The organism is Marmoricola sp. OAE513 (assembly GCF_040546585.1).
Taxonomy (GTDB): domain Bacteria; phylum Actinomycetota; class Actinomycetes; order Propionibacteriales; family Nocardioidaceae; genus Marmoricola.
In genome coordinates this window covers 1485339-1510904 of record NZ_JBEPOC010000001.1, presented here as the reverse complement: position 1 = coordinate 1510904, position 25566 = coordinate 1485339, and the positions used below count along the sequence as shown (strand labels likewise).

Here is a 25566-nt window from a genome sequence, read left to right as displayed (position 1 = left end):
CGGCCCAGCGGGCGCCCGCAGCAGGAATACCCGTGAGGAGTCACCCGTGCGCTCCAGCTGTCCAGTCCCGCAACCGCTCTCCTGACGGACGCGCTCGCATCGTTCCGGATGGTCAAGCTCATCCGGGACGACCGGGTCGCAGAACCGCTCCGCGCTGGAGTCCGGCGGCGGTACGGGGGTATCGACGAGTCGAAGGTCGCCTACCTGCTCCAGTGCCCCTGGTGCCTGTCGTTCTGGTTCGGGTCCGCGCTCACGCTGGGGCGTCGCCGATGGCCGGGCGCCACCGAGATGGCCGCACGAGCGCTGGCGGTCTCTGCCCTCACCGGACTCCTCAGCGAGCAGTTGGACAGGCCACCCCGGGCATGACGACGTCCGTCACGAGCATCGCAAGAACAGGAGGCGCTCCGACGCCTTTGGCCTGCTCTGGTCTGATGGCCAAGTGACGGTGCGACTGGCGGTACTGGGTGACTCGATCGCGTGGGGCCAGGGCGCCGCGCGGCAGCAGGACCGGCTGGCGCCCCGCCTCGAGGCCGGCTTGTCCGTCCGGGGCTTCGACGCGGAGACCAGGGTCTACGCGGTCCCGGGCGCGCGAAGCTCAGGGTTGACGTCGCAGGTGGCAGCGGCACAGGCATGGCAACCGGACCTTGCTGTCGTCGTGATCGGGGCCAACGACCTCACCCACCTCGAGGCAACGGGGCTCGCTGTCGAGGCGCTGCGCACCGCGGTGCGGTCGCTACGGGTCGCGGGTGTCGAGGTCGTGGTCGCTCCGGCTCCGGACCTGAGCTCGGTCCCGCACGTGCCGCCGTTCCTGCGCGACACCGTCCGCGCGGCCTCCGACGCGTTCCGGGCGCAGCAGGTTGCAGCCGTGCTGGCGGAGGGCGGGCACGTCGCGGACGCGGACCGGTACACGGCACGGGCGTTCGCCGCCGACCCGGCGCTGTTCTCGGCCGACCGTTTCCACCCGTCGAGCGCGGGTTACGCCGTCATCGCCGAGTCGATACTTCCGGCCCTCGTCGACGCCGCTCGCGCGCACGCTGCTCGGACCTAGGCGCAACCGGCGGCGGGAGCGTTTGAGGCTCGACCCGTCGGGCACCTCCCTGCTGTGTCGCCCGTCAAGATTCGGCCCCTCGGAGGAGCCGCCGGTTGTCTGGTCATGATCGCCGTCTCCGTCGTCGCCTCCGTGCTGCTCACCGTCCTCGTCAACCTGCTCGCGCGCTGATGCCCCAGCTCGCAGGGTGGGCCACGAACCCCCTCACCCGGGACGGCCTCGCCCACCAGGTCAAGGCCGCCGACAGCCCCTCCCGGGGGCCTGCGGCGTACGAGACCTACTGCGGTCGATTCCACGGGTCCGAGGGGTGGGCCAGTGCCGGTCCCGCCGTCGAGCGGTGCCAGGCGTGTCAGAGCGTCGCCGCCGGATCAGCCGACTGACTCCGTCGTCAGCAAACCGGCCCCGCAGGTGACTCCCGTCCTTCTCGCGCGTGGAGCAGCCCGATCGGGGTACGGCGGGATCATGAGCGACGGTGACGCAACGACAGGTTCCGGTGAGGGCGGCTCGCTCGGGACGCCCACGAAGTCCGCGAACACGCAGCCCCCATCGGCCGACCAGGACGCGAACGAGGCGGTCAGCGGCGGCGGGATGGTCGACGAGGACGACGCGTCCGAGGAGAAGGACACCGCGCGTGAAACCGGACCGTCCGCGGGCTGAAGCACCTGCTCCCGCACCCGCGGAGGACCGGTGAGCCTGCACGTCCGCGTCTCCGGCGACCTGGTGGAGAAGTTCGAGTCGGCCGGTGACGAACGGGACTGGTTCGACTACACCCACGCTGAGGTCGAGGGGGACCTGGTCGTCTTCGTGCACGTGTTCCGGCGCGTGCGGGACCGGCACGACCGCACCCACGACCAGCTGCTCTGGAAGCACCACACCACCAAGGTCGCCCGGCTGTTCCCGGCCGGCACGTGGGCCGGGGTGACCGGCGTGGTCCCCGGACTCCCTGCCACCGGGGTCGAGCTCGTGCCGCGTCGGGTGGCACGACGATGATCGACACCCACCTGCACCTGGTCAGCTTCCTGCAGCGCGCGATGTCGGCCGACGACGTGGTCACCGCCCTGCGCGCGAACGGCGACGGTCTGGTCGTCTTCGGGCTCCCGGTGAAGAAGAAGTGGGCGATCACCGAACCCGAAGAACCGACCTACTACCTCGACGACAACGCACCCTGCGGTTCGTACTCGCTCACCGACGTCCTGGTCGCCGACCTGGTGGCGGCAGCGCGCGAGCTGCTGCCCGAAGGTGACCGCGCCCTCCTCGCGCCGACGATCTGCGGCTTCGACCCGACCGACAGGCTCGCCGCCGACCACGTCGAGCACCTGACCGGTCGCGACGACTGCTGGGTCGGGATCGGCGAGGTGCTGCTGCGTCACGACGACCTGACCGAGATCACCTACGGGGAGAACGCACGAGCAGGTCATCGGGCCCTGGACGACGTCCTGGACATCTGCCGCTCCCGCGGCTGGCCGTTCACGTTCCACCAGGACGCCAGCTCCGCGGGACGATCAGGTCAGCACGAGTACGTCGGCGAGGTCCGCACGATGCTCGTCGACCACCCGGACACGGTGCAGGTCTGGGCGCACGCGGGGGCTTCGCGGCGGATCGCGCCGGAGGACCACGTCGCCTTGCTCGCCGACCTGCTGGAGGCACACCGGAACCTGCACGTCGACCTGTCGTGGGTCATGCTCGACCGCATCGTCGACGGAGGTGCCGGTGAAGCGGACCCGGCCTGGGTCGACCTCATCGAGAAATTCCCGGACAGGTTCGTCCTCGGCAGCGACGCGTTCGGCTCCCTCGACGGACTGGCGGACAACCTGGACCGTCGACAACGTCTCCTCGACGTCCTGCCGAGGACCGTGGCGAGGATGCTCGCCGTCGAGAACGCGCGACGGTTGTGGTGGAGCGGAGCCTGACCGGGGCCCGCCCGGCTCCCTGCCCTACTCCGTGCCCTTGCCGTCCTCGGCGGTGCCCGGCTTGGCCATCCTGGCCTGCATCTTGCTGCTGATCGTGTCCGGAAGGTGCGTGGAGACGGCTGCTTGGGCGCGGTTCTTCAGCGATCCGGCCACGACGTGCGGGCGCCCCGCCATCAGTGCCTCGAAGCCGTCGCGGGCGACGTCGTCGGGGTCGTCCTTGGGGCCGGAGCCGATCTTGGTGTCCTCCATGCCGGCACGTTCGAAGAACGCGGTGTCCGTCGGTCCGGGCATCAGGGACGTCACGGTGACCCCCGCGGGTTCGAGCTCGACGCGCAGACCCTCGGCGAAGGAGTGCACGAACGCCTTCGATGCTGCGTAGGTCGCATGGAACGGGCCTGGTGAGGTCGCTGCGATCGACGCGGTGAAGAGCAGCCGACCTTCCCCGCGTTCGACCATGTCCTGCGACAGGAGCTTGGCCAGGTGCACGGTGGAGCGCACGTTGAGGTCGACGAGGTTGAGATGGGCATCCAGGTCGGTCTCCGTGAAGGCGCCCCCGACGCCGACCCCGGCGTTCAGCGCGGCGGCGGCAACCGGCCTGCCCAACGCCTGGGTCTCCCGGTGGACCTGCTGCACGCCGTCAGCCGTGGCGAGGTCCGCGCGGATCGGGTGCACCCGGGGTCCGCCGTCGGCGACGAGCTGGTCGATCGCTGCGTCCTCAGCGACCACGACGACGTCGAAGTCGTGGTCGAGGAACTGGAGGGCGAGCGAGCGTCCGATGCCGCTGGACGCGCCGGTGACCAGAGCCAGCGGCGCCGTGCCTGTCGTGGTGCTCATGACGTTCCCTCGATGGCTGCCGCAGACCTGGCCGGGTTCGGACCGTGCGACTGCTGTCGACGTACCCGCGCCCGGTCCCCGCAAACGACGGACAGGTCCGGGACCGGTTGGTTCGGCCCGCTGGGCCGGGTCAGTCGGCCGCGAGCGCAGGCGTTGCGGCCGGCGTCGGCGGCGCGACCTTGTTGACCCGGATCAGCGCCAAGGACGAGACCAGCGCCAGGACAGCCACCACGATCGCGGCCCGGAACGCGTCCTGCTGACCGGCCACGAAGACCTCGTGCTGACCCACGGCTGTGCTGGCGCGGGCTCCGAGCTCCGCGAACCGGTCGTCTGCGCCGTGCGCGAAGACCGTGCCGAACGCGGCCAGCCCGATGGCGCCGCCGACCTGCTGGCCGGTGTTGAGCAGCGCCGAGGCGATCCCGGTCTCGTGCGGCGCGACCCCGTTGACCGCGGTCATCGTCAGCGGGACGAAGCTGCAGCCCATGCCGAGGCCGAGCAGCAGCAGCGAGCCGAGGAACTGCCAGTAGCTGCTGTCGGGCTCCAGCCGTGACATCGAGATCATCGCGACGACGGCCAGCAGCGGGCCGACGGTGAGGAACGGACGGATGCCGACCTTGGGGATGAGACGCCGTACGACGACGATCGACATGAACATGATCGTCGCGGGCATCGGCAGGAATCCGAGTCCGGTGCGGAACGGGCTCCAGCCGTGCACGTTCTGCTGGTACTGGGCGAGGAAGTAGAACGTCGTGAACATCGCGCCGGCCAGGAACAGCATGATCAGGTACGCGCCGGTGCGGTTGCGGTCCGCGAAGATCCGGAACGGCATCAGCGGGTGGGTCGAGAAGTGCTCGATCAGGATGAACGCGACCAGCAGGGCGGCGGCGATCGAGAGCGTCACGATCGTGGTGGTCGAGTCCCAGCCGTCGGTCGAGGCCTTGGTGAGCCCGTAGACCAGGGTCGACATGCCGGCGGTCACGGCGATGGCGCCCGGCAGGTCGAGCTTCTTTCCCGAGCCCTGCGACTCGTCGAGCACCCGCGGGGTCAGGAACAGCACCAGTGCGCCGATCGGGGCGTTGATGAAGAGAGCCCAGCGCCAGCTGGCGTAGTCGGTCAGGACGCCACCGAGAAGCAGGCCGAGCGCACCGCCCGAGGCGCCCATGGCAGCGAAGACACCGAAGGCACGAGCGCGTGCGGCCGGCTCGGTGAAGGTGGTGGCGAGAAGCGCCAGTGCGGTCGGAGCGGCGATGGCTCCACCGGCACCCTGCGCCGCACGGGCGGCGATGAGCATCGCCTCGCTGGTGGCGAACCCGCCGACCAGGGACGCGGCCCCGAAGAGTCCGATGCCGATCATGAACATGCGACGTCGACCGAACAGGTCGCCGGTGCGGCCGCCGAAGAGCAGCAGTCCGCCGAAGGTGAGCGAGTACGCCGTGACGACCCAGGTGAGGTTGTCGAGGGAGAAGTCGAGGTCGTCGCGGATGCTCGGCAGCGCGACGTTCACGACGGTGGCGTCGAGGATGACCATGAGCTGCGCGACGCAGATCACGGCCAGGGCAAGCCCGCCGTTGCGGGTCTCCTGGGGTGCAGCTGTTTGTGTCATGGGGTGTTCTCCGTGGAGGTCGAGGTGGGTCGTGGGGGGCGTCCGAGCACGGGGAGCAGCACGCTGCCCACCACCTGCTCGGCGTAGGCGCGTCCGGCCGGCTGCCCGGTCATCAGGACGCGCTGGAGCATGAGCGAGGGCAGCAGGCTCGCTGCCATCGCGATGTCGAAGTCGGGTCCGAGCTCGCCGCGCTCGCGGGCACGGGTCAGGAAGCCGCTGATGCGCGCGATGCGCGGTTCGGTGAAGCGGGTCTTGAATGCTTCGAGCAGGTCCGGCTCGCGGGGGAGCGCGGAGCAGATGCTCACCATCACCTTCATCAGCTGCTCGGAGTGCGGGCTGCAGGAGGCACTGATCAGCAGCTCGATGTCGCCGTCGAGCGAGCCCGAGTCGATGGAGTCGATGGTCGGCTTGAGGGTGGCCATCGCGTCGATCACGAGCTCGGCCTTGCTGCCCCACCGGCGGTAGACCGTCGACTTGCCGACGCCGGCGGCCGCCGCGATGCCCTCCATCGAGAGACGGTCGTACCCCTCCCGGATCAGGGTGTCGATCGCCGCCTGGATGATCGCCTCGTCGCGACTCGGGTCGCGCGGGCGACCGCGCGTCTGCTCCTCGGCGAGAGCGGCTTCCTTCGGGGTCACGACGCTGACGTTAGCACGATACGGGACAGGACCGTATCGAATAAAAAGCGTTGCGACGCACGACGCCCCGCGAGCGTGCGCTCACGGGGCGTCGTGGTGGATCGTCGTGGTGGGGCGAGTGCCTAGTCGGCGTTCTGCAGCGCCTCGACCTCGTCGCGCGCGGCGACGACTGCGGCGTGCTGGCGGGTCACCACCTCGCGGAAGCCGTCGCTCAGGTCGCTCTCGAGCGCCTTCTCGTACTCGGAGACGGCGTGGTTCTCGCCCGTGACGACGGCGCCCAGCACGCTGCCGGCGTCGTCGCCGGTCAGTGCGTCCTTGAGCGCGATCCAGCCGCGGTGCAAGGCGGCGGCTGCGGTCCCGCTCTTGTCGACGTCCTCGGCGTACTCGTGGCCGAGCTCGACGATCTCCCGACGGAAGCCGGCCCGCTGCTCCGAGAAGCCCTGGAGCTTGGTGGCCCACTCGGACCGGTCGCTGTCGCGGAGCTTCTCCGCGGCGCTGGCGTAGCCCTGCTCGCCGTCCCGGAGTGTCTCCACGAGCTCCTTGGCGGCGCTGTTGTCGTCAGTCATGTGAACACCTTTCGTCGGCCGCGGTGGTTTCGCGGTGTGGTGGGGATACCCGGCATCCGAGAAGGCAGTCGGGTCGTCAGCGGTACAGCACGGCGCCGCAGGCGTCGCACTCGAAGCGGCTCACCTGGATGCCGTCCTCGCACTCGACGAGTCGCAGCCGGTAGTCGCAGGTCGCCTCGACGCGGACGCCGGGGCACCGGTCGGGCGCCTCCTCGACCGGGCGAACCAGCCGGAGGTGCCGTCGCCTCGTACCGGGGTGCGGCGGGGGCGGGCCACCGATCCGTTCGGCGGTCATCGCGGACGCCGGTCGTCGACGACGCGGTCCTCGACGACGGTGTGCCGGGAGCGCTGGGCGTTGATGATGAGGGAGAGCACGATCGCGAGGATGCCCGCGACGATGAGGATGGTGCCGAGGGCACTGTCGTCGATGAAGTCGAGGTCGATCTGGACGACGTCGAGGGCGAGGATGAGGCCGAGGACGAGAAGGACGATCCCGGTTCCGATTGCCATGAGGTGTTCCTTTCGGGGAGGGGCGGCGTGCGTGCCGCGGCCGTGGTGCAGCGGTACGCCCCGAGTACCCCGTCGCCCGCACTTCGAACGTGGTCAGAATCGGGCGCTGGTCGCCCCCACCAGCAACGACGGGGGATTGCCCGTCCCCAGTGACGGAACCCGCAGAGAAATCGCTCTCATGGGTCGGGAGAACGGTTCAGCGGACGTTCCCGAGCACCCTCGTGATCTCGATCCGCAGCGCCACCCGCGCGACGTTCTCGCGCGGCTGCTTGTAGCGCTCGGCGTACCGGCGCTCTGCTTCGGCGACGTCGTCAGGGCCGGTCAGGACGACGACGCGTCCCTCGAGGGTCGACCACCGGGCACCGTCGACGCAGCAGATCGCGATGGGGGCTCCGTCGGCGCCGGCTTTCGTGATGTTGCGGGCCTTCTGCGAACCGCCCGAGGTGATCGCCCAGGCGCGGGTGGCCTCGGGGTCGAGCGCGACACCCATCGGGACCACGTGCGGAGTGCCGTCGCCGCGGAGGGTGGTGACGGTGCAGAGGCGGCGCTCGCGCCAGAAGTCGAGGAACTCGGGGGAGGTGGGGAGCATGGGTTCATTGTCGCCGCGTCTCGGCAAGCTCGACGACCGGGCTGCTCGACGACCGGGCTGCGCGACGACCGGGCTGATCGACGACGACCGGTTTGCTCAACCGGCCGAGGCGAGCACGAGGTCGAGGAGGCGGACCGCGCCGGCCTTGTCGAGGGGGTTGTTCTGGTTGCCGCACTTCGGGGACTGCACGCAGGAGGGGCAGCCCTCGGTGCAGGCGCACGACGCGATCGCGTCGCGGGTGGCGCCCAACCACTCGGCGGCGGTGTGGAAGCCGCGCTCGGAGAAGCCCGCCCCGCCGGGGTGGCCGTCGTACACGAACACGGTGAGAACCCCGGTGTCGGCGTGCCGGGCGGTCGAGACCCCGCCGATGTCCCAGCGGTCGCAGATCGCGAACAGCGGGAGCAGGCCGATGGCTGCGTGCTCCGCGGCGTGCGCCGATCCGGGCAGGTCCTCGGCATCGAAGCCGGCGTCCTCCAGCAGGTCGTCGGGGACGGTCCACCAGATCGACGACGTCTCCAGGGTCCGCTCGGGCAGGTCCAGCAGCTCCTCGCCGAGCACGTCTCCGGTGATCGCGCGCCGACGCAGGAACGAGACCACCTGGTGGGTCACGCGCACGGACCCGAAGCTCAGCCGAACGTCCCCCCACTGCTCGTGCTGGTGCTCCCGGACGATCTCGATGTCGGTGATCTCGCGCGCCGAGGTGGTGAAGTCGACGTCGGCCTGGGTCACCGTCGCCACCGACTCCTCCAGGTCGAGCTCGTGCACCAGGTAGCTCTCGCCCTGGTGCAGGTAGACGGCTCCGGCGTGAGCGGTCCCGTGCGAGGAGCCGTGGTCGACCGTGCCGAGGACGCGACCGGTGCCGGCCTCGACCAGGCGCACCGGCGTCCCGCCGGAGGAGCGGATGTCGGCCAGGTCGCTGGCACGTCGGCGGTCCGTCCAGTACCAGGCCCTGGCTCGACGTCGCAGCATCCCGGCACTGGTCAGCGCCTCGACGGCGTCGCGGGCCACCGGTCCGAAGATCTCCAGCCCGTCCTCGGTCAGCGGGATCTCGGCCGCTGCCGCGCACAGGTGCGGCCCGAGGACGTAGGGGTTGTCGGTGTCGAAGACCGTCGCCTCGACCGGCTTCCCGAAGAGGTGCTCGGGGTGGTTGACCAGGTAGGTGTCGAGCGGGTCGTCACGCGCGACCAGGACCCCGAGGGCGTCGCCGCCCTGCCGGCCCGCGCGGCCGACCTGCTGCCAGAGCGCCGCCCGGGTGCCGGGGAAGCCGCCGATCAGGACGGCGTCCAGGCCGGAGATGTCGATGCCGAGCTCAAGGGCGTTCGTGGCCGACAGCCCGGTCAGCGCTCCCGAGCGCAGGGCCCCCTCGAGGGCGCGTCGCTCCTCGGGCAGGTAGCCACCCCGGTACGCCGCCACCTTCCCCGGCAGCTCGGGGTCGACCTCGGCGAGCAGGCGCTTCGCGTGCAGCGACACGGTCTCGGCGCCGTGCCGGCTCCGGACGAACGCGAGCGTGCGGGTGCCGTCCACGACCAGGTCGGTGAGCAGGTCGGCCATCTCGGCGGTGACCGAGCGGCGTACCGGTGCTCCGTTCTCCCCACCGTGCGAGACGAACGGCGGTTCCCACAGGGCGAGCGCGACCTGGCCGCGCGGGGAGGCGTCGTCGGTCACGGCCACGACCGGCAGGCCGGTCAGCCTGCCGGCGGTGACCTCGGGCTCGGCCGTGGTGGCGGACGCGAGCACGAAGGTGGGGTCGGCGCCGTACAGGGCAGCGACCCGGCGCAACCGCCGCAGCACCTGCGCCACGTGCGCCCCGAAGACCCCGCGGTAGTGGTGGCACTCGTCGACGACGACGAAGTCGAGTGCCGCCCAGAACCGGGTCCAGCGCTCGTGCCCGGGAAGCAGCGAGCGGTGCAGCATGTCGGGGTTGGTCAGCACGTACTCGGAGAAGTCCCGGGTCCACTCGCGCTCCTCGGGGCTCGAGTCGCCGTCGTGGGTGGAGATGCGCAGGCCCTCGATGCCGAGGCCGCGCACCGTGTTGAGCTGGTCCTGGGCGAGCGCCTTGGTGGGGGAGAGGTACAGCGTGGCCGAACCACGCTGGCCGCGAGGCCCGCGCTTCTCCGAGATCGCCGTCAGCGCCGGCAGCAGGTAGCCCAGGGACTTGCCCGACGCGGTCCCGGTCGCCATCACCGTGTGGACGCCTTTCCTGGCCTGGTCGGCAGCGGTCGCCTGGTGCAGCCAGAGCTGGTCGATCCCGGCACGCTGCCAGCCAGCGGTGACCTCGGGCGCGACCCAACCGGGCCACGGCGCCGTCCGCGGGGAGCGGGGAGGGAGCACCTCCAGGTGGGTCAGTCGCTCGTCCCGGCCCGGAGCGCCGGTGAGCACGTCGACCAGGTGCTCGGGGCGGGGTGCGCTCACCCGCTGAGTCTCCCAGCCCGTCCCGACAGGTGGCGGTTCGGCCTTGAAACCGGCCCTGGCACGCGTGGTTGAATGAAGGCGAGGACGCGTCGGTGGCGCGACCGACACACCTGTGCCGTTCGCAGCTGCTGCAAGACGTTGGGAGAGATCGTGGACCTTTCGCTGGAAACTCGGGAGCTGGACGGGCACACGCTGGTGGCCGTGGGCGGCGAGATCGACGTGTACACCGCTCCCAAGCTGCGCGACAAGATCACGGAGCTGGTCAGCGCGGGCCACCACAGCCTCATCATCGACATGGAGAAGGTCGACTTCCTGGACTCCACCGGGCTCGGCGTCCTGGTCGGCGGTCTGAAGAAGATCCGCGCCGAGGACGGCTCGATGTCGCTGATCTGCAGCCAGGAGCGGCTGCTGAAGATCTTCCAGATCACCGGTCTGGCCAAGGTCTTCACGATCCACAACTCCGAGTCCGCCGCGCTCAGCGCCTGACAACTCTCCCCTCAGGGCACAAATCGGGCATCTCGCCCGCCCTGTGAATCGTCTTGGTGATCTGGCTCACCCCAGCGCCGTGACGGTGCTCACACCTGCGTATAGTCCGCGACGTTTGGGCAGTAAGTCGCGACAGCGCATCGCACATCACACCAAGGAGATTCCATGACCGGGCTCGCAGTCCCCGATCTCGAAGGTGGCAACCTCGTAATCGTCCTGATCATCGCCGTCATCGCCCTCGCGGCGCTCGGCATGGCAGCGATGTTCCGCAACGAGGTCCTTGCCGCCGGCGAAGGCACCGACAACATGAAGAACATCGCCAAGGCGATCCAGGAAGGCGCGAACGCCTACCTCGCCCGGCAGTTCCGCACGCTCGGCATCTTCGCGGCCGTCGCGTTCCTGGCGCTGCTCGCGCTGCCCGCCGACGACACGGCGGTCCGGATCGGACGTTCGTTGTTCTTCCTCGTCGGCGCGGGCTTCTCCGCAGCTGTCGGGTACCTCGGCATGTCGCTCGCCGTCCAGGCGAACCTCCGCGTGGCGGCAGCGGCCAACACCGAGGGTCGCGACCCCGCCATGAAGATCGGCTTCCGCTCGGGCGCCATGGTCGGCATGCTCACCGTCGGTCTGGGCCTCCTCGGCGCCAGCGTCGTCGTGCTGCTGTACAAGGACGAGGCCCCGCACGTGCTCGAGGGCTTCGGCTTCGGTGCGGCGCTGCTCGCCATGTTCATGCGTGTCGGCGGCGGTATCTTCACCAAGGCCGCTGACGTCGGCGCCGACCTCGTCGGCAAGGTCGAGAACAACATCCCCGAGGACGACCCGCGCAACGCCGCGACGATCGCCGACAACGTCGGTGACAACGTGGGCGACTGCGCCGGTATGGCCGCCGACCTCTTCGAGTCCTACGCCGTCACCCTGGTGGCCGCGCTGATCCTCGGCTCGCAGGCCTTCGGCGACAAGGGCCTGGTCTTCCCGCTGCTCATCCCTGCCATCGGCGCCCTGACGGCGATCATCGGTGTCTACCTGTGCAAGCCGCGGGCCGGCGAGAACGGTCTGGTCACGATCAACCGAGCGTTCTACATCTCGGCCGCCATCGGCGCGGTCGCGTCCGTGATCGCCTCGTTCATCTACCTGCCGTCCGACTTCTCGGAGTTCGAGGGTGTCGCCGGTACGGCGCTGAACCAGCTGTCCGCGGGCGGCTTCGAGGGTGACCCGCGCTGGATCGCCTCGGCCGCCGTCGTCATCGGCATCGTGATGGCCGCCGGCATCCTGGCGCTCACCGGCTACTACACCGGCACCGAGTACAAGCCGGTCAAGGACGTAGGGAAGACCTCGCTCACCGGCGCGGCGACCGTCATCCTGTCCGGCCTCTCGGTCGGTTTCGAGTCCGCGGTCTACACGACCCTGGTCATCGGTGGTGCGGTGTTCGGCGCGTTCCTGCTCGGTGGCGCCTCGCTGACCATCTCGCTGTTCGCTGTCGCGCTCGCCGGGTGCGGTCTGCTGACCACGGTCGGCGTCATCGTCGCGATGGACACCTTCGGCCCGATCTCCGACAACGCCCAGGGCGTCGCGGAGATGTCCGGGGACGTCAGCGAGGAGGGGGCGCAGATCCTCACCGAGCTCGACGCCGTCGGCAACACCACCAAGGCCATCACCAAGGGCATCGCCATCGCCACCGCGGTGCTCGCCGCGACGGCGCTGTTCGGCTCCTACGCCTCCTCGGTGCTCGACGAGCTCACTGCTCAGAAGAGCCTCGACGAGCTGGCCGACTTCTTCGTGTTCAACCCGAGCACGCTGGTCGGCGTCCTGCTCGGCGCGGCCGTGGTGTTCCTGTTCTCCGGTCTCGCGATCAACGCCGTGGCCCGCGCTGCCGGCGCGGTCGTCTACGAGGTCCGTCGCCAGTTCCGCGAGATCCCCGGCATCATGGAGGGCACCGGTCGTCCGGAGTACGGCAAGGTCGTCGACATCGTCACGCGCGACTCCCTGCGCGAGCTGATCACGCCGGGCATCCTCGCGGTGCTCGCGCCGATGGCCGTCGGCTTCGGTCTCGGCGTCGCGGCGCTGGCCGGCTTCCTGGCCGGTGCGATCGGCACCGGCACCCTGATGGCCGTCTTCCTGGCCAACGCGGGTGGAGCCTGGGACAACGCCAAGAAGCTTGTCGAGGACGGCAGCCACGGAGGCAAGGGCTCGGAGGCCCACGCCGCCACGGTCATCGGTGACACCGTGGGTGACCCGTTCAAGGACACCGCCGGTCCGGCGATCAACCCGCTGATCAAGGTGATGAACCTGGTCTCGCTGTTGATCGCCAGCGCCGTCGTCCAGCTCAGCGTCGGCAAGGACGAGAACGACGCCGTACGGATCATCATCGCCCTCGTGGCCGTGGCGATCATCGCGGTGGCGGTCTACGTGTCGAAGAAGCGGACCTCGGACATCACGGCCGACGTTCCCGCCTGACGCAGCACCCCACGCCGACCCGGCCCGAACATGTGCATGTTCGGGCCGGGTCGGTGCAATTCACGGGTGATTTCGGGCCGGGTCGGCGGTGGGACCGCACGTTGACAGTTCCACTGTCAGCGTCCTACGTTGCCTCGAACCGCTGCCGGGCGGAACGAAGGAGTCGTCGTGGGGACGAACGAGAACATCAGCCTGCCCTCGGGCAGTACCGTCGACCGCCGCACCGTGCTCCGCACGGGTGCTGCCGTGGGAGCCGTCGCGGCTGCTGCGACGACCGGGGTCGCGCCCGCGTTCGCCGCGGCGCCGGGCAGGCGGGTCACCGTCCTCGGTGGCGGCATGGCGGGACTCGCCGCCGCCCACGAGCTGGCTGAGCGCGGTTTCGAGGTGACCGTCTTCGAGCCGAAGGCCTGGGGCGGCAAGGCCCGCAGCATCCCGGTCGTGGGGACCGGTACCGGGGGTCGCGCCGACCTCCCGGGCGAGCACGGCTTCCGCTTCTTCCCGGGCTTCTACCACCACATCCCGGACTCGATGGCCCGGACGCCGTTCGGCTCCAACAAGAACGGCGTCAAGGACAACCTGATCGCCGCTCAGGGCGGCAAGTTCCTGCGCGGGGGCGATCGCGCCGACGCCTTCATCTTCGGCATCGGGCCCGACCCGCAGGCGCTCTTCACCGTCGACGGTCTGCGTCGCTACCTGACCGAGAGCCTCAAGGGCCAGAACGTCCCGCCCGACGAGCTCGCCTACTTCGTGACCCGGTTGCTGGTGTTCATCACCAGCAGCAAGGAGCGTCGCTTCGGCCAGTGGGAGAACATGAGCTGGTGGGACTTCGTGGGAGCGGAGACCCGGTCCGCGGACTACCAGCACGTGCTCGCCGCCGGCCTGACCCGCAACCTGGTCGCCGCGAAGGAGACGCTCGCGAGCACGCGCACCATCGGCAACATGGGCGAGGCGTTCGTCTACACGATGATCGGCGCCGGGGCGAACGGTGCGATCGACCGGGTGCTCAGCCTGCCGACCAACGAGGCCTGGATCGACCCGTGGATGGCGCTGCTGCGCACGCTCGGGGTCCGGTTCGTGACCGGGTACGGCTTGGCGTCGTACGAGCTGGGCAGCGGCGGTCGGCTCGCGGCGGTGCACGTGACCAACGGCACCGACACGTACCGGCACGAGTCGGACTGGTTCGTCAGTGCGATGCCGGTCGACAAGGCGACGGCGTTCCTCGGCGGTGCCATGCGCGCGAAGGACCCGAGCTTCGAGAACCTCAACAGGCTGCAGACCGACTGGATGGTCGGCATCCAGTACTACCTGAAGAAGAAGGTGAAGCTCACCAAGGGGCACATCACCTTCATCGACTCGCCGTGGGCGCTGACGGCGCTGACCCAGGGTGACTTCTGGGCCACCCGCGACTTCCCGGCCGACTACGGCGACGGGACTGCGGTCGACTGCCTGTCGGTGGACATCTCCAACTGGGACGCGAAGGGAATCCTCTACGGCAAGACCGCCAAGGAGTGCTCGCCGCAGGAGGTCGCTGACGAGGTGATGGCGCAGATCCAGTTCCACCACACGATGGGGGACCTGTTCGACCCGAGCGACGTGCACTCGTGGTTCCTGGACCCCGGAGTCGCGTACAACGCTGCGACCGGCCGGAACACCAACGACACCCCGCTGCTGGTCAACACCGCGGGCTCGTGGAAGGACCGGCCCGAGGTCACCACGAAGATCCCGAACTTCTTCCTCACCGGCGACTTCGTGAGGACGAACATCGACCTGGCGACGATGGAGGGCGCGAACGAGTCGGGCCGCAGGGCCGCGAACGCGATCCTCGACCTGACCGGGTCGACGGCCTCGCGGGCGACGATCTTCTCGCTCTGGGAGAACCCGGCGCTGCTGCCGATCCAGAAGACCGATGCGCTGCTCTACAAGGCGGGGCTTCCGAACCTGCTCGACATCCGCCTGCCGGGGCGCTTCTGAGTCGGTCGTCGAGCTTGCCGAGACGTGGTGAGGACGGCGCGTACCTCACTGCATCTCGGCAAGCTCGATGACCGGGCTGCTCGATGACCGGGCTGCTCGATGACCGGGCTGCTCGATGACCGGGCTGCTCGACCACCCGACCGGTCACAGTGCGGCGCGGATCGCGTCCTCGAGCTTCGTGGTCGGACGACCGATCAGGTCGCTCAGCGTGCCCGAGTCGGACAGCAGCTCGCCGCGGGACAGCCCGCGGTCGGCATCGGCCAGCACCGTGTCCATCGGAGCCGGTACGCCGACCGAGGCGAGGAACGCGGCGTACTGCTCGACCGGCTGGTCGACGTACGTGATGGTCTCGCCGGTGGCCTCCGAGAGGGCGGCGGCGTACTCGGTCAGCGTGAAGGCGGTGTCGCCGCCGAGCTCGAGGACCTGGTTGCCGGTGACCTCGCCGGCGAGCACGACCGCGGCGGCGGCGGCGTAGTCGGCCCGCGCCGCGGCGCTGACCCGGCCCTCGCCGGCGCTGCCGAGGACGGCCTTGTGCTCGAGCGCCGGGGCGAGCTGCTCGGTGTAGTTCTCGAAGTACCAGGAGTTGCGCAAGAAGGCATAGGTGAGGCCCGATTCCTCGATCAGCTTCTCCGTCTCACGGTGGTCACCGGCCAGCAGCAGGGAGGACGTGTCCGCACGCGTGATCGAGGTGTAGGCGAGCAGGTCGACGCCGGCCTCGCGCGCAGCCTCGACGGCGTTGCGCTGGCCGCTGAGCCGGTCGGGGTCGGTGGTCGAGATGAGCAGGATGCGGCTGGCGCCGGCGAAGGCCTCCTTGAGCGACTCCGGGTCGTTGAAGTCGGCTGCTCGGACGTCCACCCCGCGTGCGGCGAGGTCGGACAAGGTCTCGGGCGTCCGCGTGGTCGCGACGATGTCGGCGGCCGGGGTGCCGTGGGTCAGGAGCTGTTCGACGACGAGACGGCCGAGGTGGCCGGAGGCGCCGGTGACGACGAGAGACATGGTGGATCCTTCGGAAGTAGGGGCTTGTCACCCGCTCCAACGGCGGGTCCGCCCGCTAACTTCCCTAGAGTTAGTACCCACTTTGAAGTAAGGTACTGACATGACGGTAAGTGACAGCGTCGACGTGCTCCGACGGCACTACCCGGACGGCGTCTTCTCGAAGAACTGCCCGAGCCGGACCGTGCTCGAGCACGTCACCAGCAAGTGGGGCGGGCTGGTGCTGGTGATCCTGGCCGAGGGGCGGCCGGTGCGCTGGAGCGAGCTGCGCCGTCGCGCCGAGGGCGTGAGCGAGAAGATGCTCGCGCAGACGCTGCGGATCCTCGTCGAGGACGGGCTGGTCGTCCGGAACGCGAAGCCGGTCGTGCCGCCGTACGTCGAGTACTCGCTGACCGAGCGCGGGAGCGAGTTCGCCGCGCTCTACGTCCCGCTGATGGCGTGGATCGCCGACAACGCCGCCGACATCCTCGGGGACCGCTGACTGCAGACCGGTCGTCGGCCCGGTGGTTCCGCTGCCCGGTCGTCGAGCCTGTCGAGACGCGGTGAGTAACCTCCGGGGGTGACGTCCTCCACGATCGCCCGCCTGCGCGAAGCCCTGCACGCCGCCGACTACACCTACGACGCGGTCGCGGACCTGATCGGCGCGACGGCCCAGGCGGCGCTCGGGCGCAACGAGACGACGCCCGGGTTGCGCGTCACCCGCGGGGGAAGTCCGCTGGAGACCCTCACCCGGATGTGGCTGCTGCAGGCGACCGTCCCTGCCGAGGACGCCGAGCGCGCGCTGCCCGGCCTGGTCGACGACCTGTGCGCCGTCGGCATCCTGGAGCGCTCGATCAGCGAGGTCGCCGCGCGCGTCGACCTGCGGCCCTACGGAACCGACAGCGCCCGGTCGGGAGGCAACCTGTGGGTCGCCAGCGACCTCACCCCTGGCCTGGACGGCGGCCCGCAGCGGGTCGGGCCCGACCACGTCCTCGGGATCTCGCCGGCAGCCACCTCGCTGGCCGAGCTCACCGTCCGTACGCCGGTCGCCCGGGCGCTCGACCTCGGGACCGGGTGCGGCGTGCAGAGCCTGCACCTGGCCGAGCACGTCGAGCAGATCGTCGCGACCGACGTGAACGCGCGAGCGCTGTGGCTGACCGAGGTGAACGCCGAGCTGAACGGGGTCTCGACAGGCTCGACCACCGGGGACGGCTCGACCACCGGGGACGCCACGACCCACCAGCTCGACATCCGCCACGGCAGCTTCTTCGAGCCGGTCGCCGGCGAGCGGTTCGACCTGATCGTCACCAACCCGCCGTTCGTGATCTCGCCGGCGACCGGAGAGCGTCTCGTCTACCGCGACTCCGGCCTCCCGGGGGATCGTGTCGTCGAGCACATCGTCCGGACGATCCCGCAGCACCTGCGTCCCGGAGGCACCGGTCAGGTGCTGGCCAACTGGGCGATCACGAAGGACCAGCCGTGGGACGAGCGGTTGGCCGGCTGGATGGACACCGGGTGCGACGCCTGGGTCGTCCAGCGCGAGGTGCTCGACCTGCCGTCGTACGTCGAGCTCTGGCTCAAGGACGCGGGGGTGCACGGCACCCCTGACTACTACACGCGCTACGACACCTGGCTGTCCTGGTTCGAGGAGAACGGCGTCGAGGCGGTCGGCTTCGGCTGGATCACCCTGCGGGCCAGCGGCGCGACGCGGCCCGACGTACGCCTGGAGGAGTGGCGCTGGGAGGTCGAGCAGCCGCTGGGTGCTGAGAACGCCGCCCACTTCGAGCGGGTCGAGGTCGTCCGGGACCTCAGCGACGAGGCCCTGCTCGCGAGTCACCCGCGCCTGCGTCTGGACGTGGTCCAGGAGACCTTCGGCCCGGCCGGCGCCGAGGACCCCAGCCAGATCGTGCTGCGGCAGCAGACGGGGATGCGACGGGCCAAGCAGGTCGACACCGTCGGGTCGGCTCTCGCGGGTGCCGCCGACGGCGACCTGAGCGTCGGGCAGCTGCTCGCGGCGATCGCACAATTAATAGGAGAGGTCGACGTCCCGACCCGGCTCGCGGAGGTCCGCGAGCTGGTCGTGGAGGGCTTCCTGGAGCTCGGCACGCCCGGGAGCTAGACCGCTTTCCACGAACTTCCCCCGAAGGGGGAGGTCCTCAGCGGCGGGGCTGGTGGCTTGTCAGGGTGGAAACCCGCGCTACCTTGTTGCCGCAACCCTGCACGATCTGCCCCACTCTTCGGGGGAAGGACTCCAACACCCGTGGCACACAAGCTCGTCATCGTCGAGTCGCCGGCCAAGGCCCGCACCATCGAGGGCTACCTCGGCAAGGGCTACGTCGTGGAATCGTCCATCGGACACATCCGCGACCTGCCGCAGACCGCTGCGGACATCCCTGCCAAGGTCAAGGGCGAGCCGTGGGCCCGTCTGGGCGTCAACGTCGACGACGGCTTCAAGCCGGTCTACGTCGTCTCCCGGGACAAGAAGTCGCACATCACCAAGCTCAAGGGTCTGCTGAAGGACGCCGACGAGCTCTACCTGGCCACCGATGAGGACCGCGAGGGCGAGGCGATCGCCTGGCACCTGCTGGACGAGCTGAAGCCGAAGAAGGACCTGCCGGTCCACCGGATGGTCTTCCACGAGATCACCCCGGAGGCGATCCAGGCCGCGGTCGAGTCGCCGCGCGAGATCGACATGGACCTCGTGGAGGCCCAGGAGGCCCGCCGCATCCTGGACCGTCTCTACGGCTACGAGGTCTCCCCGGTGCTGTGGAAGAAGGTCATGTCCGGCCTGTCCGCCGGCCGGGTGCAGTCGGTCGCCACCCGCCTGGTCGTGGACCGCGAGCGGGAGCGGATGGCGTTCCGGCTGGCGTCGTACTGGGACCTCGAGGGGACCTTCGACGCCGGCGCCGACCACGAGCAGCGGATGTTCCCGGGCAAGCTGCACAGCATCGACGGGACCCGCGTCGCCCGCGGAACCGACTTCGGTGACGACGGTCAGCTCAAGTCCGAGGGCAAGGTCGTCCACGTCACCCAGGCTCGGGCCGAGGCGCTGGTCGAGGCGCTGCACGACACCGCCTTTACCGTCCGCTCGGTCGAGTCCAAGCCGTACACCCGCAAGCCGTACGCCCCGTTCCGCACGACCACGCTGCAGCAGGAGGCGAGCCGCAAGCTCGGCTTCTCGGCCTCGTCGACGATGTCGGTGGCGCAGCGGTTGTACGAGAACGGCTACATCACCTACATGCGTACCGACTCCACGACGTTGTCGGACACCGCGCTGAACGCGGCCCGCAGCCAGGCCCGTGAGCTCTACGGTCCCGAGTACGTTCCGGACGCTCCCCGGGTCTACGCCTCGAAGGTGAAGAACGCGCAGGAGGCCCACGAGGCGATCCGTCCGGCCGGCGACAACTTCCGCACGCCGGCCGAGACCGGTCTGACCGGCGACCAGTTCCGGCTCTACGAGCTCATCTGGATGCGCACCATCGCCTCGCAGATGAAGGACGCCGCCGGTAACTCGGTGACCATCCGTCTCGGCGGTCCCTCCGCCAGCGGCGAGGACGTGGTGTTCTCCTCCAGCGGTCGCACGATCACCTTCCACGGCTTCCTCAAGGCGTACGTCGAGGGCAACGACGACGCCGCCGCCGAGCGCGACGACGCCGAGAGCCGGCTGCCGAACCTGGCCGAGGGCAACGCGGTGAGCGCCGCGAGCCTCAAGGCGTCGGGCCACGAGACCAAGCCGCCGGCCCGGTTCACCGAGGCCTCGCTGATCTCCGAGCTGGAGAAGCGCGAGATCGGGCGCCCGTCGACGTACGCGGCGATCATCGGCACGATCCTCAACCGCGGCTACGTCTACAAGAAGGGGACCGCGCTGGTCCCGGCGTGGCTGGCGTTCTCGGTGATCCGCCTGCTCGAGCGGCACTTCGAGAGGCTGGTGTCCTACGAGTTCACCGCCGGCATGGAGACCGTCCTCGACGACATCGCCGGAGGACGCAAGAACCTCGAGACCGAGCTGGGCGAGTTCTACTTCGGCAGCGACAAGATCGAGGGGCTCAAGCGCCTGGTCACCGAGCTCGGTGACATCGACGCCAAGGAGCTGGCGACCTTCCCGGTGCTCACCCCGGCCGGCGAGCCCAGCGGCATCGACCTGCGCGTCGGCCGCTACGGGCCCTACATCGAGGTCGTGCCGGAGAACGACGGAGACGGCGGCGGTGATGACGCCGGCGCTCCGGCGCGCGCCAACGTGCCCGACGACCTGCCGCCGGACGAGCTGACCGAGGCCAAGGCGCGCGAGCTGCTGGCCACCCCGGCCGGCATGGAGACCGAGCTCGGCACCGACCCGGAGACCGGCAACCTGATCGTCGCGAAGAACGGACGCTTCGGCCCGTACGTCACCGAGGTGCTGCCCGAGGACGCCCCCAAGAAGCAGAAGGCCCGCACGGGTTCGCTGTTCAAGACGATGAGCCTGGAGACGATCGACCTCGAGACGGCGCTGCGGCTGCTGTCCCTGCCCCGCGTGGTCGGCACGGACGCCGAGGGTGTGGAGATCACCGCGCAGAACGGCCGCTACGGCCCGTACCTGAAGAAGGGCACCGACTCGCGCTCGCTGGAGACCGAGGAGCAGCTCTTCGACATCACCGTGGAGCAGGCGCTGGCGATCTACGCCCAGCCCAAGCAGCGTGGCCGCGGAGCCGCCAAGCCGCCGCTCAAGGAGCTCGGCAACGACCCGGTCTCCGGGCAGCCGGTCGTGGTGAAGGAGGGTCGCTTCGGTGAGTACGTGACCGACGGCGAGTACAACGCCACGCTGCGCAAGGACGACAGCGTGGAGGAGATCACGCTGGAGCGCGCGGCGGAGCTGTTGGCGGAGCGTCGCGAGAAGGGGCCGGCGAAGAAGGCGGCCAAGAAGTCGGCGAAGAAGACGGCGAAGAAGTCTGCGGCGAAGAAGTCTGCGGCTAAGAAGACTGCCAAGAAGGCCGCTGCTAAGAAGGCCTGACTGTGGCGGGATCGCCGACACGTCGCTTCTGTGCAGGTGCGCTTGCTCGCGGGCTCGCTCCGCGAACCTGCACAGAACCGACGGGTCGGCTCGACGGGGGCTGAGTCCGTGCGCGGGTTGTCCGGGGTCACCTTTAGTCTGTGCGTGTGTCCTACCCGGGTGTGTATGCCGAGCGCGGCCTGTTCCTCTGCTTCGAGGGCGGCGAGGGCGGCGGCAAGTCCACCCAGGCGAAGCTGCTCGCGCAGCGGTTGACCGAGCTCGGCCGTGAGGTGCTGCTGACCCACGAGCCCGGCGCGACCGAGGTCGGGCAGAAGGTCCGTCAGATCGTGCTCAGCCCGGAGACCGGCCACCTCGACGACCGCACCGAGGCCCTGCTGTACGCCGCGGACAAGGCCGAGCACCTCGACAAGATGGTCCGCCCGGCGCTCGAGCGCGGCGAGGTCGTCATCACCGACCGGTACGTCGACTCCTCGCTCGCCTACCAGGGAGCCGGCCGCGCGCTGGAGCCTGCCGAGCTCGAGCGGGTGCTGCGCTGGGCGACCGGTGACCTGCGTCCGCACCTGACCGTGCTGCTGGACCTCGACCCTGCTGCAGGGCTGACCCGGTTCGCCGAGCGCGACCGGATCGAGGGGGAGCCGCTGGAGTTCCACCTGCGTGTGCGGCAGGGTTTCCTCGACCTGGCTGCGGCGGACGCCGAGCACTACCTGGTGCTGGACGCGAGCGGGACGATCGAGGAGGTCGCCGCGGCGATCGGCGCACGGGTCGAGGCACTGCTGTGAGCGTGTTCGACGACCTGGTCGGCCAGAAGCCGGTCATCGAGATCCTCAAGAACGCGGTCGCCGGCGACATGACCCACGCCTGGCTGTTCACCGGACCCCCGGGCTCCGGTCGCTCGAACGCGGCGCTCGCCTTCGCGGCAGCGCTGCAGTGCGAGCAGGGCGGCTGCGGCACCTGCCACTCGTGCCACAGCGTCGCGATCGGCGCGCACCCGGACGTCAACGTCACCCGCACCGAGAAGCTGATCATCAAGGTCGACGAGGTGCGCGAGCTGGTCCGGTTCTCGGCGCTCTCGCCTGCCGGCCAGCGCTGGCAGATCATGGTGGTCGAGGATGCCGACCGGCTCAACGAGCAGGGCGTGAACGCTTTGCTCAAGGCGATCGAGGAGCCGAGCGAGCGCACGGTGTGGTTGCTCTGCGCGCCGACCGTGGAGGACGTGCTCCCGACGATCCGGTCGCGGTCCCGGCTGGTCGTGCTCGCCACCCCGAGCCCGGCTGACGTGGCGGCGTTCCTCGTCCGCACAGACGGCGTCGACCCGCAGGTCGCCGACTACTGCGCCCGGGCCAGCCAGGGACACATCGGGCGTGCGCGAGCCCTGGCCCGGGACGCCGAGACCCGCGACCGGCGGCGTGAGCTGATCCGGCTCCCGGTGAAGATGACCGACCTGCGTGAGTGCCTCACGGCCGCCGCCTCGGTGAACGACCTGGCCAAGCAGGAGGCCGACGCGATGACGGTCGAGCACGACGCCCGCGAGCGCGAGGAGCTCGACGCGGCGTACGGCGTCGTGGAGCGCGGGCGCCGCCCGCGCGAGTACGGGCCGGCGCTGAAGGCCCTCGAGCGCGACCAGAAGATGCGTGCCAAGCGCCGCCACTTGGACGTGGTCGACCGCGGGCTGATGGACCTGGTCTCGGTCTACCGCGACGCCCTTACCCTGCAGCTCGGTTCGAACTCTCCGGTGGTCAACGAGGAGATCCGACCCGATGTCGAGCAGCTCGCCCGCAAGACCACGCCGGAGGAGAACCTGCGCCGGATCGACGCCGTGTTCGAGGCGCGCGAGCAGATGCTGGAGTTCAACGTGGCGCCGGTGCTCGCGCTCGAGTCGTTGATGATGGCGCTCAAGGTCTGAGTCGAAACGACGGTGATCCGAGCGGGATTCTCGGCCCACCTGCCTAGGCTCTAGGCATGTCGCTCACGCCGCCGGGTCCGCCTGTCCCGCCGCCCCCGTCCGAGCCGGTCGGTCCGCAGGGCGAGGAGTCGCGGAGCGGCAACCCCGTCCTGCTCGGCATCCTCGTCGGCCTGCTGGTGTTCGCCCTCGTCGGTGCAGGTGTCGGAGCCTGGCTGCTGGTCTCCGACTCCGAGGACCCGCTGGACGGTGGCAACGCCGGTCCGACCTTCACCCCTGCTCCCAGCAGCACTGCTCCGCTGCCGGAGACCGAGCCCTCCCTGGACCGCTACTACGACCAGAAGCTGCGGTGGAAGAGGTGCGGGGAGAACCGCTGCGCCACGCTCAAGGTGCCGATGGACTACACGAAGCCGGACGGCGCCGAGATCGGGATCGCGGTGCTCAAGGTGCCGGCGACGGACGAGAAGAACAGGGTCGGCTCGCTCGTGGTGAACCCCGGGGGCCCGGGTGGTTCAGGGACCGAGTTCGCCGCGGCCGGGCCGCTCCAGTTCGGCAACGCCCTGACCCGCTACTTCGACATCGTCGGCTTCGACCCGCGCGGCGTCGCGTCCAGCGACCCGCTGGCCTGCCTGGACACAGCGGGACTCGACGAGGTCGTCGCGTTCGACCCCGACCCGGACAACCCGGCGGAGGAAGCGTCGATGGACCGGCTGCTCGGCCGCTTCGGCCAGGGCTGCCTGGACGAGAGCGGCGAGCTCGCCCGGCACATGTCGACGAAGGAGGCCGCCCGCGACATGGACGTGCTGCGGGCAGCGCTGGGCGAGTCGAAGCTGGACTACCTCGGGTCGTCGTACGGGACCTTCCTGGGGGCGACGTACGCCGACCTGTTCCCGAAGAACGTCGGTCGCTTCGTGCTCGACGGCGCGATCGACCCGTCGCTGTCGAACGAGAAGCTCTCGCTGGAGCAGGGGCGCGGGTTCGAGACCGCGCTGCGCGCCTACATCAAGGACTGCATCGACGCCGGGGGGTGCTACCTCGGCAGCACCGTCGACGGTGGCGCCAGGAAGGTCCGCGCCTTCCTCGACGACCTCGATGCGAAGCCCCTGCAGACCGGCGAGAGCCGCGAGCTGACCGAGGGCCTCGGGATGCTGGGGATCTGGCTTCCGCTGTACGTCAAGGAGCTCTGGCCCGACCTGACCCAGGCGCTGCGCTCGGCGATGCGCACCGGCGACGGGTCCGGACTGCTGGGCCTGGCCGACCGGTACACCGCGCGCGGCCCGAAGGGCTTCCGGGACAACTCCATGGAAGCCCTGTACGCCGTCAACTGCCTCGACCACAACGACTACATCGCGACCAAGGACGTCGCGGCCCGGTTCCCCGAGTTCGAGAAGGCGTCCCCGACCTTCGGGCGAGCGTTCGCGTACAGCTTGGCGACCTGCTCGAACTGGCCGATCCGCAGCGGCCAGCGCACCGTCGCCCTGCACGCCAAGGGTGCCCCGCCGATCGTGGTCATCGGCACCACCCGCGACCCGGCCACGCCGCTCGTGTGGGCGCAGGCGCTCGCCGCACAGCTGGACTCCGGCCAGCTGATCACCCGCGACGGCGACGGCCACACCGGATTCGGGCGCGGGAACTCGTGCGTGGACGACGCGGTCGAGAAGTGGCTGATCTCGGGGGACCGCCCCCAGGTCGACCTGAAGTGCTAGCCGGTGGTCGAGCGTAGTCGAGACTCGGTTTCGCCCGTCCCCGTCCTCGCCCCTATACTCGTGCGGCGTGCCTGACTGAACGGTCGGGCACCGCGCCGCCTTAGCTCAGTCGGTAGAGCGAATCACTCGTAATGATTAGGTCATCGGTTCGATTCCGATAGGCGGCTCAGCGAGAAGCCCCTGACCTGCAGCGATGCAGGTCAGGGGCTTCTCCGTTCTCCGCTAGGTGCGTTCGCGCGCCCAGTCGCCGAGGGCGACGATCGCCTCCTGGAGGGCCAGGCCGCGCTCGGTGAGGGCGTAGGCCCGGGTGTTGTGGTGGAGGGGGAGGCGGGTGAGGACGCCGGCCGCCTCGAGCTCCCGCAGGCGGGTGGCGAGCATGTTGGTCGGGACGCCCAGGTCGCGCTGGAGGTCGCCGTACCGCTTCGGCCCGTCGAGAAGCTGTTCCACGATGAGCAGCGCCCACCGTGCTCCGACGACCTCGAGCGCAGCGGCGAGGTCGCTCACGTCGTCGGATCGGTGTCCGGCTTCATCCAGAACGGCGAGTAGTGATACCCGTCGGGGTCGTCGAACTGGCGCTGGTACATGAACGGGTAGTCGTCGGTGTCACCGATCCGCCCGCCCGCGGAACCGGCGCGCTCGACGAGCTCGTCGACCGCCTCGCGGCTGCCGAGGTCGAACGAGACCGTCACCTTCGAGGGGGTGTCCGCCTGACCGACGAGCTCCTCGGTTCCACCGACACTCGCGTACATCTCGCGGCTGCCGAGCATGACGTACTGGTCGGGCGCGATCGCGAAGCACGACACGTTGTGGTCCGACATCTCGGGGTTCAGGGTCCAGCCGAGGGCGGTGTAGAAGGCAGTCGCGCGCTCGACACTCTCGACCGGACAGGTGATGAAGAGGCTCATGGCTGGATACTTGCAAAATGCAAGTGAGGTCGTCAAGGTCCGTGCGGGTGAGCAGGTTCGCGCAGGCGGGGTTGGGGT

Annotated in this window: 26 protein-coding genes and 1 tRNA gene; 16 read left to right on the top strand and 11 right to left on the bottom strand. The window is 69.9% G+C overall.

Annotation, left to right across the window (positions count from 1 at the left end; translation table 11 throughout):
* Positions 1-57: 57 nt before the first annotated feature.
* From ABIE44_RS07695 to ABIE44_RS07670, 6 genes are all read left to right on the top strand, one after another.
* Complete coding sequence (locus tag ABIE44_RS07695) at positions 58-366, top strand: DUF1360 domain-containing protein (protein ID WP_502912757.1); 309 nt, start codon at positions 58-60, stop codon at positions 364-366.
* Between the two features lie 73 nt (positions 367-439).
* Positions 440-1048 carry a GDSL-type esterase/lipase family protein gene (locus tag ABIE44_RS07690; protein ID WP_209719902.1) on the top strand — a complete coding sequence of 203 codons (609 nt, stop codon included), beginning with the start codon at positions 440-442 and terminating at the stop codon, positions 1046-1048.
* 170 nt (positions 1049-1218) lie between these two features.
* Entirely contained in the window at positions 1219-1428 is a 210-nt protein-coding gene (locus ABIE44_RS07685) for a hypothetical protein (RefSeq protein WP_209719905.1), read from the top strand.
* A gap of 82 nt (positions 1429-1510) precedes the next feature.
* Complete coding sequence (locus ABIE44_RS07680) at positions 1511-1705, top strand: hypothetical protein (protein WP_209719908.1); 195 nt, start codon at positions 1511-1513, stop codon at positions 1703-1705.
* Between the two features lie 30 nt (positions 1706-1735).
* Positions 1736-2038 (top strand): hypothetical protein, encoded by a 303-nt coding sequence (locus ABIE44_RS07675; protein ID WP_209719911.1) that lies wholly within the window; start codon positions 1736-1738, stop codon positions 2036-2038.
* Positions 2035-2958, top strand: a complete 924-nt coding sequence (locus tag ABIE44_RS07670) for an amidohydrolase family protein (protein WP_209719914.1) — start codon at positions 2035-2037, stop codon at positions 2956-2958. The genes ABIE44_RS07675 and ABIE44_RS07670 overlap by 4 nt, the downstream gene beginning before the upstream one ends.
* 24 nt (positions 2959-2982) lie before the next feature.
* Here ABIE44_RS07670 and ABIE44_RS07665 read toward each other — a convergent pair whose 3' ends face one another.
* The 8 genes from ABIE44_RS07665 to ABIE44_RS07630 form a co-directional block, all read right to left on the bottom strand.
* Entirely contained in the window at positions 2983-3792 is an 810-nt protein-coding gene (locus ABIE44_RS07665) for an SDR family NAD(P)-dependent oxidoreductase (protein WP_209719917.1), read from the bottom strand.
* A gap of 130 nt (positions 3793-3922) precedes the next feature.
* Positions 3923-5395: an MFS transporter gene (locus tag ABIE44_RS07660; protein WP_209719921.1), complete on the bottom strand. Its 1473-nt coding sequence runs from the start codon at positions 5393-5395 to the stop codon at positions 3923-3925.
* Positions 5392-6033 carry a TetR/AcrR family transcriptional regulator gene (locus tag ABIE44_RS07655; RefSeq protein WP_209719923.1) on the bottom strand — a complete coding sequence of 214 codons (642 nt, stop codon included), beginning with the start codon at positions 6031-6033 and terminating at the stop codon, positions 5392-5394. The genes ABIE44_RS07660 and ABIE44_RS07655 overlap by 4 nt, the downstream gene beginning before the upstream one ends.
* Positions 6034-6155: 122 nt before the next feature.
* Entirely contained in the window at positions 6156-6599 is a 444-nt protein-coding gene (locus ABIE44_RS07650) for a PA2169 family four-helix-bundle protein (protein WP_209719926.1), read from the bottom strand.
* A gap of 76 nt (positions 6600-6675) precedes the next feature.
* Positions 6676-6894: a hypothetical protein gene (locus tag ABIE44_RS07645; protein ID WP_209719929.1), complete on the bottom strand. Its 219-nt coding sequence runs from the start codon at positions 6892-6894 to the stop codon at positions 6676-6678.
* Entirely contained in the window at positions 6891-7109 is a 219-nt protein-coding gene (locus ABIE44_RS07640; protein WP_209719932.1) for a DUF6458 family protein, read from the bottom strand. The genes ABIE44_RS07645 and ABIE44_RS07640 overlap by 4 nt, the downstream gene beginning before the upstream one ends.
* A gap of 196 nt (positions 7110-7305) precedes the next feature.
* Positions 7306-7698 carry a pyridoxamine 5'-phosphate oxidase family protein gene (locus ABIE44_RS07635; protein ID WP_209719935.1) on the bottom strand — a complete coding sequence of 131 codons (393 nt, stop codon included), beginning with the start codon at positions 7696-7698 and terminating at the stop codon, positions 7306-7308.
* Positions 7699-7794: 96 nt separating this feature from the next.
* The gene (locus ABIE44_RS07630; RefSeq protein WP_354437918.1) at positions 7795-10110 is read right to left on the bottom strand and encodes a DEAD/DEAH box helicase; all 2316 of its coding nucleotides are present in this window, start codon (positions 10108-10110) and stop codon (positions 7795-7797) included.
* A 150-nt stretch (positions 10111-10260) separates the two neighbouring features.
* Between ABIE44_RS07630 and ABIE44_RS07625 the strand changes: the two genes are divergently transcribed.
* The 3 genes from ABIE44_RS07625 to ABIE44_RS07615 all read left to right on the top strand — a co-directional run bounded on the left by ABIE44_RS07625 (position 10261) and on the right by ABIE44_RS07615 (position 15018).
* Complete coding sequence (locus ABIE44_RS07625; RefSeq protein WP_209719938.1) at positions 10261-10596, top strand: STAS domain-containing protein; 336 nt, start codon at positions 10261-10263, stop codon at positions 10594-10596.
* Between the two features lie 165 nt (positions 10597-10761).
* Entirely contained in the window at positions 10762-13047 is a 2286-nt protein-coding gene (locus ABIE44_RS07620) for a sodium-translocating pyrophosphatase (protein ID WP_209719941.1), read from the top strand.
* A gap of 168 nt (positions 13048-13215) precedes the next feature.
* Entirely contained in the window at positions 13216-15018 is a 1803-nt protein-coding gene (locus ABIE44_RS07615; protein ID WP_209719944.1) for a hydroxysqualene dehydroxylase, read from the top strand.
* 144 nt (positions 15019-15162) lie between these two features.
* On the opposite strand, the gene ABIE44_RS07610 is transcribed toward ABIE44_RS07615, so the two are convergent.
* A complete protein-coding gene (locus tag ABIE44_RS07610) occupies positions 15163-16014 on the bottom strand; it encodes an SDR family oxidoreductase (RefSeq protein ID WP_209719947.1) in 852 nt (283 codons plus the stop codon).
* A gap of 100 nt (positions 16015-16114) precedes the next feature.
* Between ABIE44_RS07610 and ABIE44_RS07605 the strand changes: the two genes are divergently transcribed.
* The 7 genes from ABIE44_RS07605 to ABIE44_RS07575 all read left to right on the top strand — a co-directional run bounded on the left by ABIE44_RS07605 (position 16115) and on the right by ABIE44_RS07575 (position 24750).
* The gene (locus tag ABIE44_RS07605) at positions 16115-16492 is read left to right on the top strand and encodes a winged helix-turn-helix transcriptional regulator (protein ID WP_209719950.1); all 378 of its coding nucleotides are present in this window, start codon (positions 16115-16117) and stop codon (positions 16490-16492) included.
* Positions 16493-16570: 78 nt separating this feature from the next.
* On the top strand, positions 16571-18109 hold the full coding sequence (locus tag ABIE44_RS07600; protein ID WP_209719953.1) for a DUF7059 domain-containing protein: 1539 nt from the start codon (positions 16571-16573) through the stop codon (positions 18107-18109).
* Between the two features lie 141 nt (positions 18110-18250).
* Complete coding sequence (topA, locus tag ABIE44_RS07595; protein WP_209719956.1) at positions 18251-20977, top strand: type I DNA topoisomerase; 2727 nt, start codon at positions 18251-18253, stop codon at positions 20975-20977.
* A 146-nt stretch (positions 20978-21123) separates the two neighbouring features.
* Positions 21124-21756, top strand: a complete 633-nt coding sequence (gene tmk / locus ABIE44_RS07590; protein WP_209719959.1) for a dTMP kinase — start codon at positions 21124-21126, stop codon at positions 21754-21756.
* Entirely contained in the window at positions 21753-22880 is a 1128-nt protein-coding gene (locus ABIE44_RS07585; protein ID WP_209719962.1) for a DNA polymerase III subunit delta', read from the top strand. The genes tmk and ABIE44_RS07585 overlap by 4 nt, the downstream gene beginning before the upstream one ends.
* A gap of 56 nt (positions 22881-22936) precedes the next feature.
* Positions 22937-24583: an alpha/beta hydrolase gene (locus ABIE44_RS07580; protein ID WP_354437917.1), complete on the top strand. Its 1647-nt coding sequence runs from the start codon at positions 22937-22939 to the stop codon at positions 24581-24583.
* Between the two features lie 94 nt (positions 24584-24677).
* Positions 24678-24750: transfer RNA gene (locus ABIE44_RS07575), tRNA-Thr, on the top strand.
* 55 nt (positions 24751-24805) lie between these two features.
* Here ABIE44_RS07575 and ABIE44_RS07570 read toward each other — a convergent pair.
* Together ABIE44_RS07570 and ABIE44_RS07565 are read right to left on the bottom strand one after the other, a co-directional pair.
* A complete protein-coding gene (locus ABIE44_RS07570; RefSeq protein WP_209719965.1) occupies positions 24806-25087 on the bottom strand; it encodes a winged helix-turn-helix transcriptional regulator in 282 nt (93 codons plus the stop codon).
* The gene (locus tag ABIE44_RS07565) at positions 25084-25488 is read right to left on the bottom strand and encodes a VOC family protein (RefSeq protein ID WP_209719967.1); all 405 of its coding nucleotides are present in this window, start codon (positions 25486-25488) and stop codon (positions 25084-25086) included. The genes ABIE44_RS07570 and ABIE44_RS07565 overlap by 4 nt, the downstream gene beginning before the upstream one ends.
* Positions 25489-25566 lie beyond the last annotated feature (78 nt).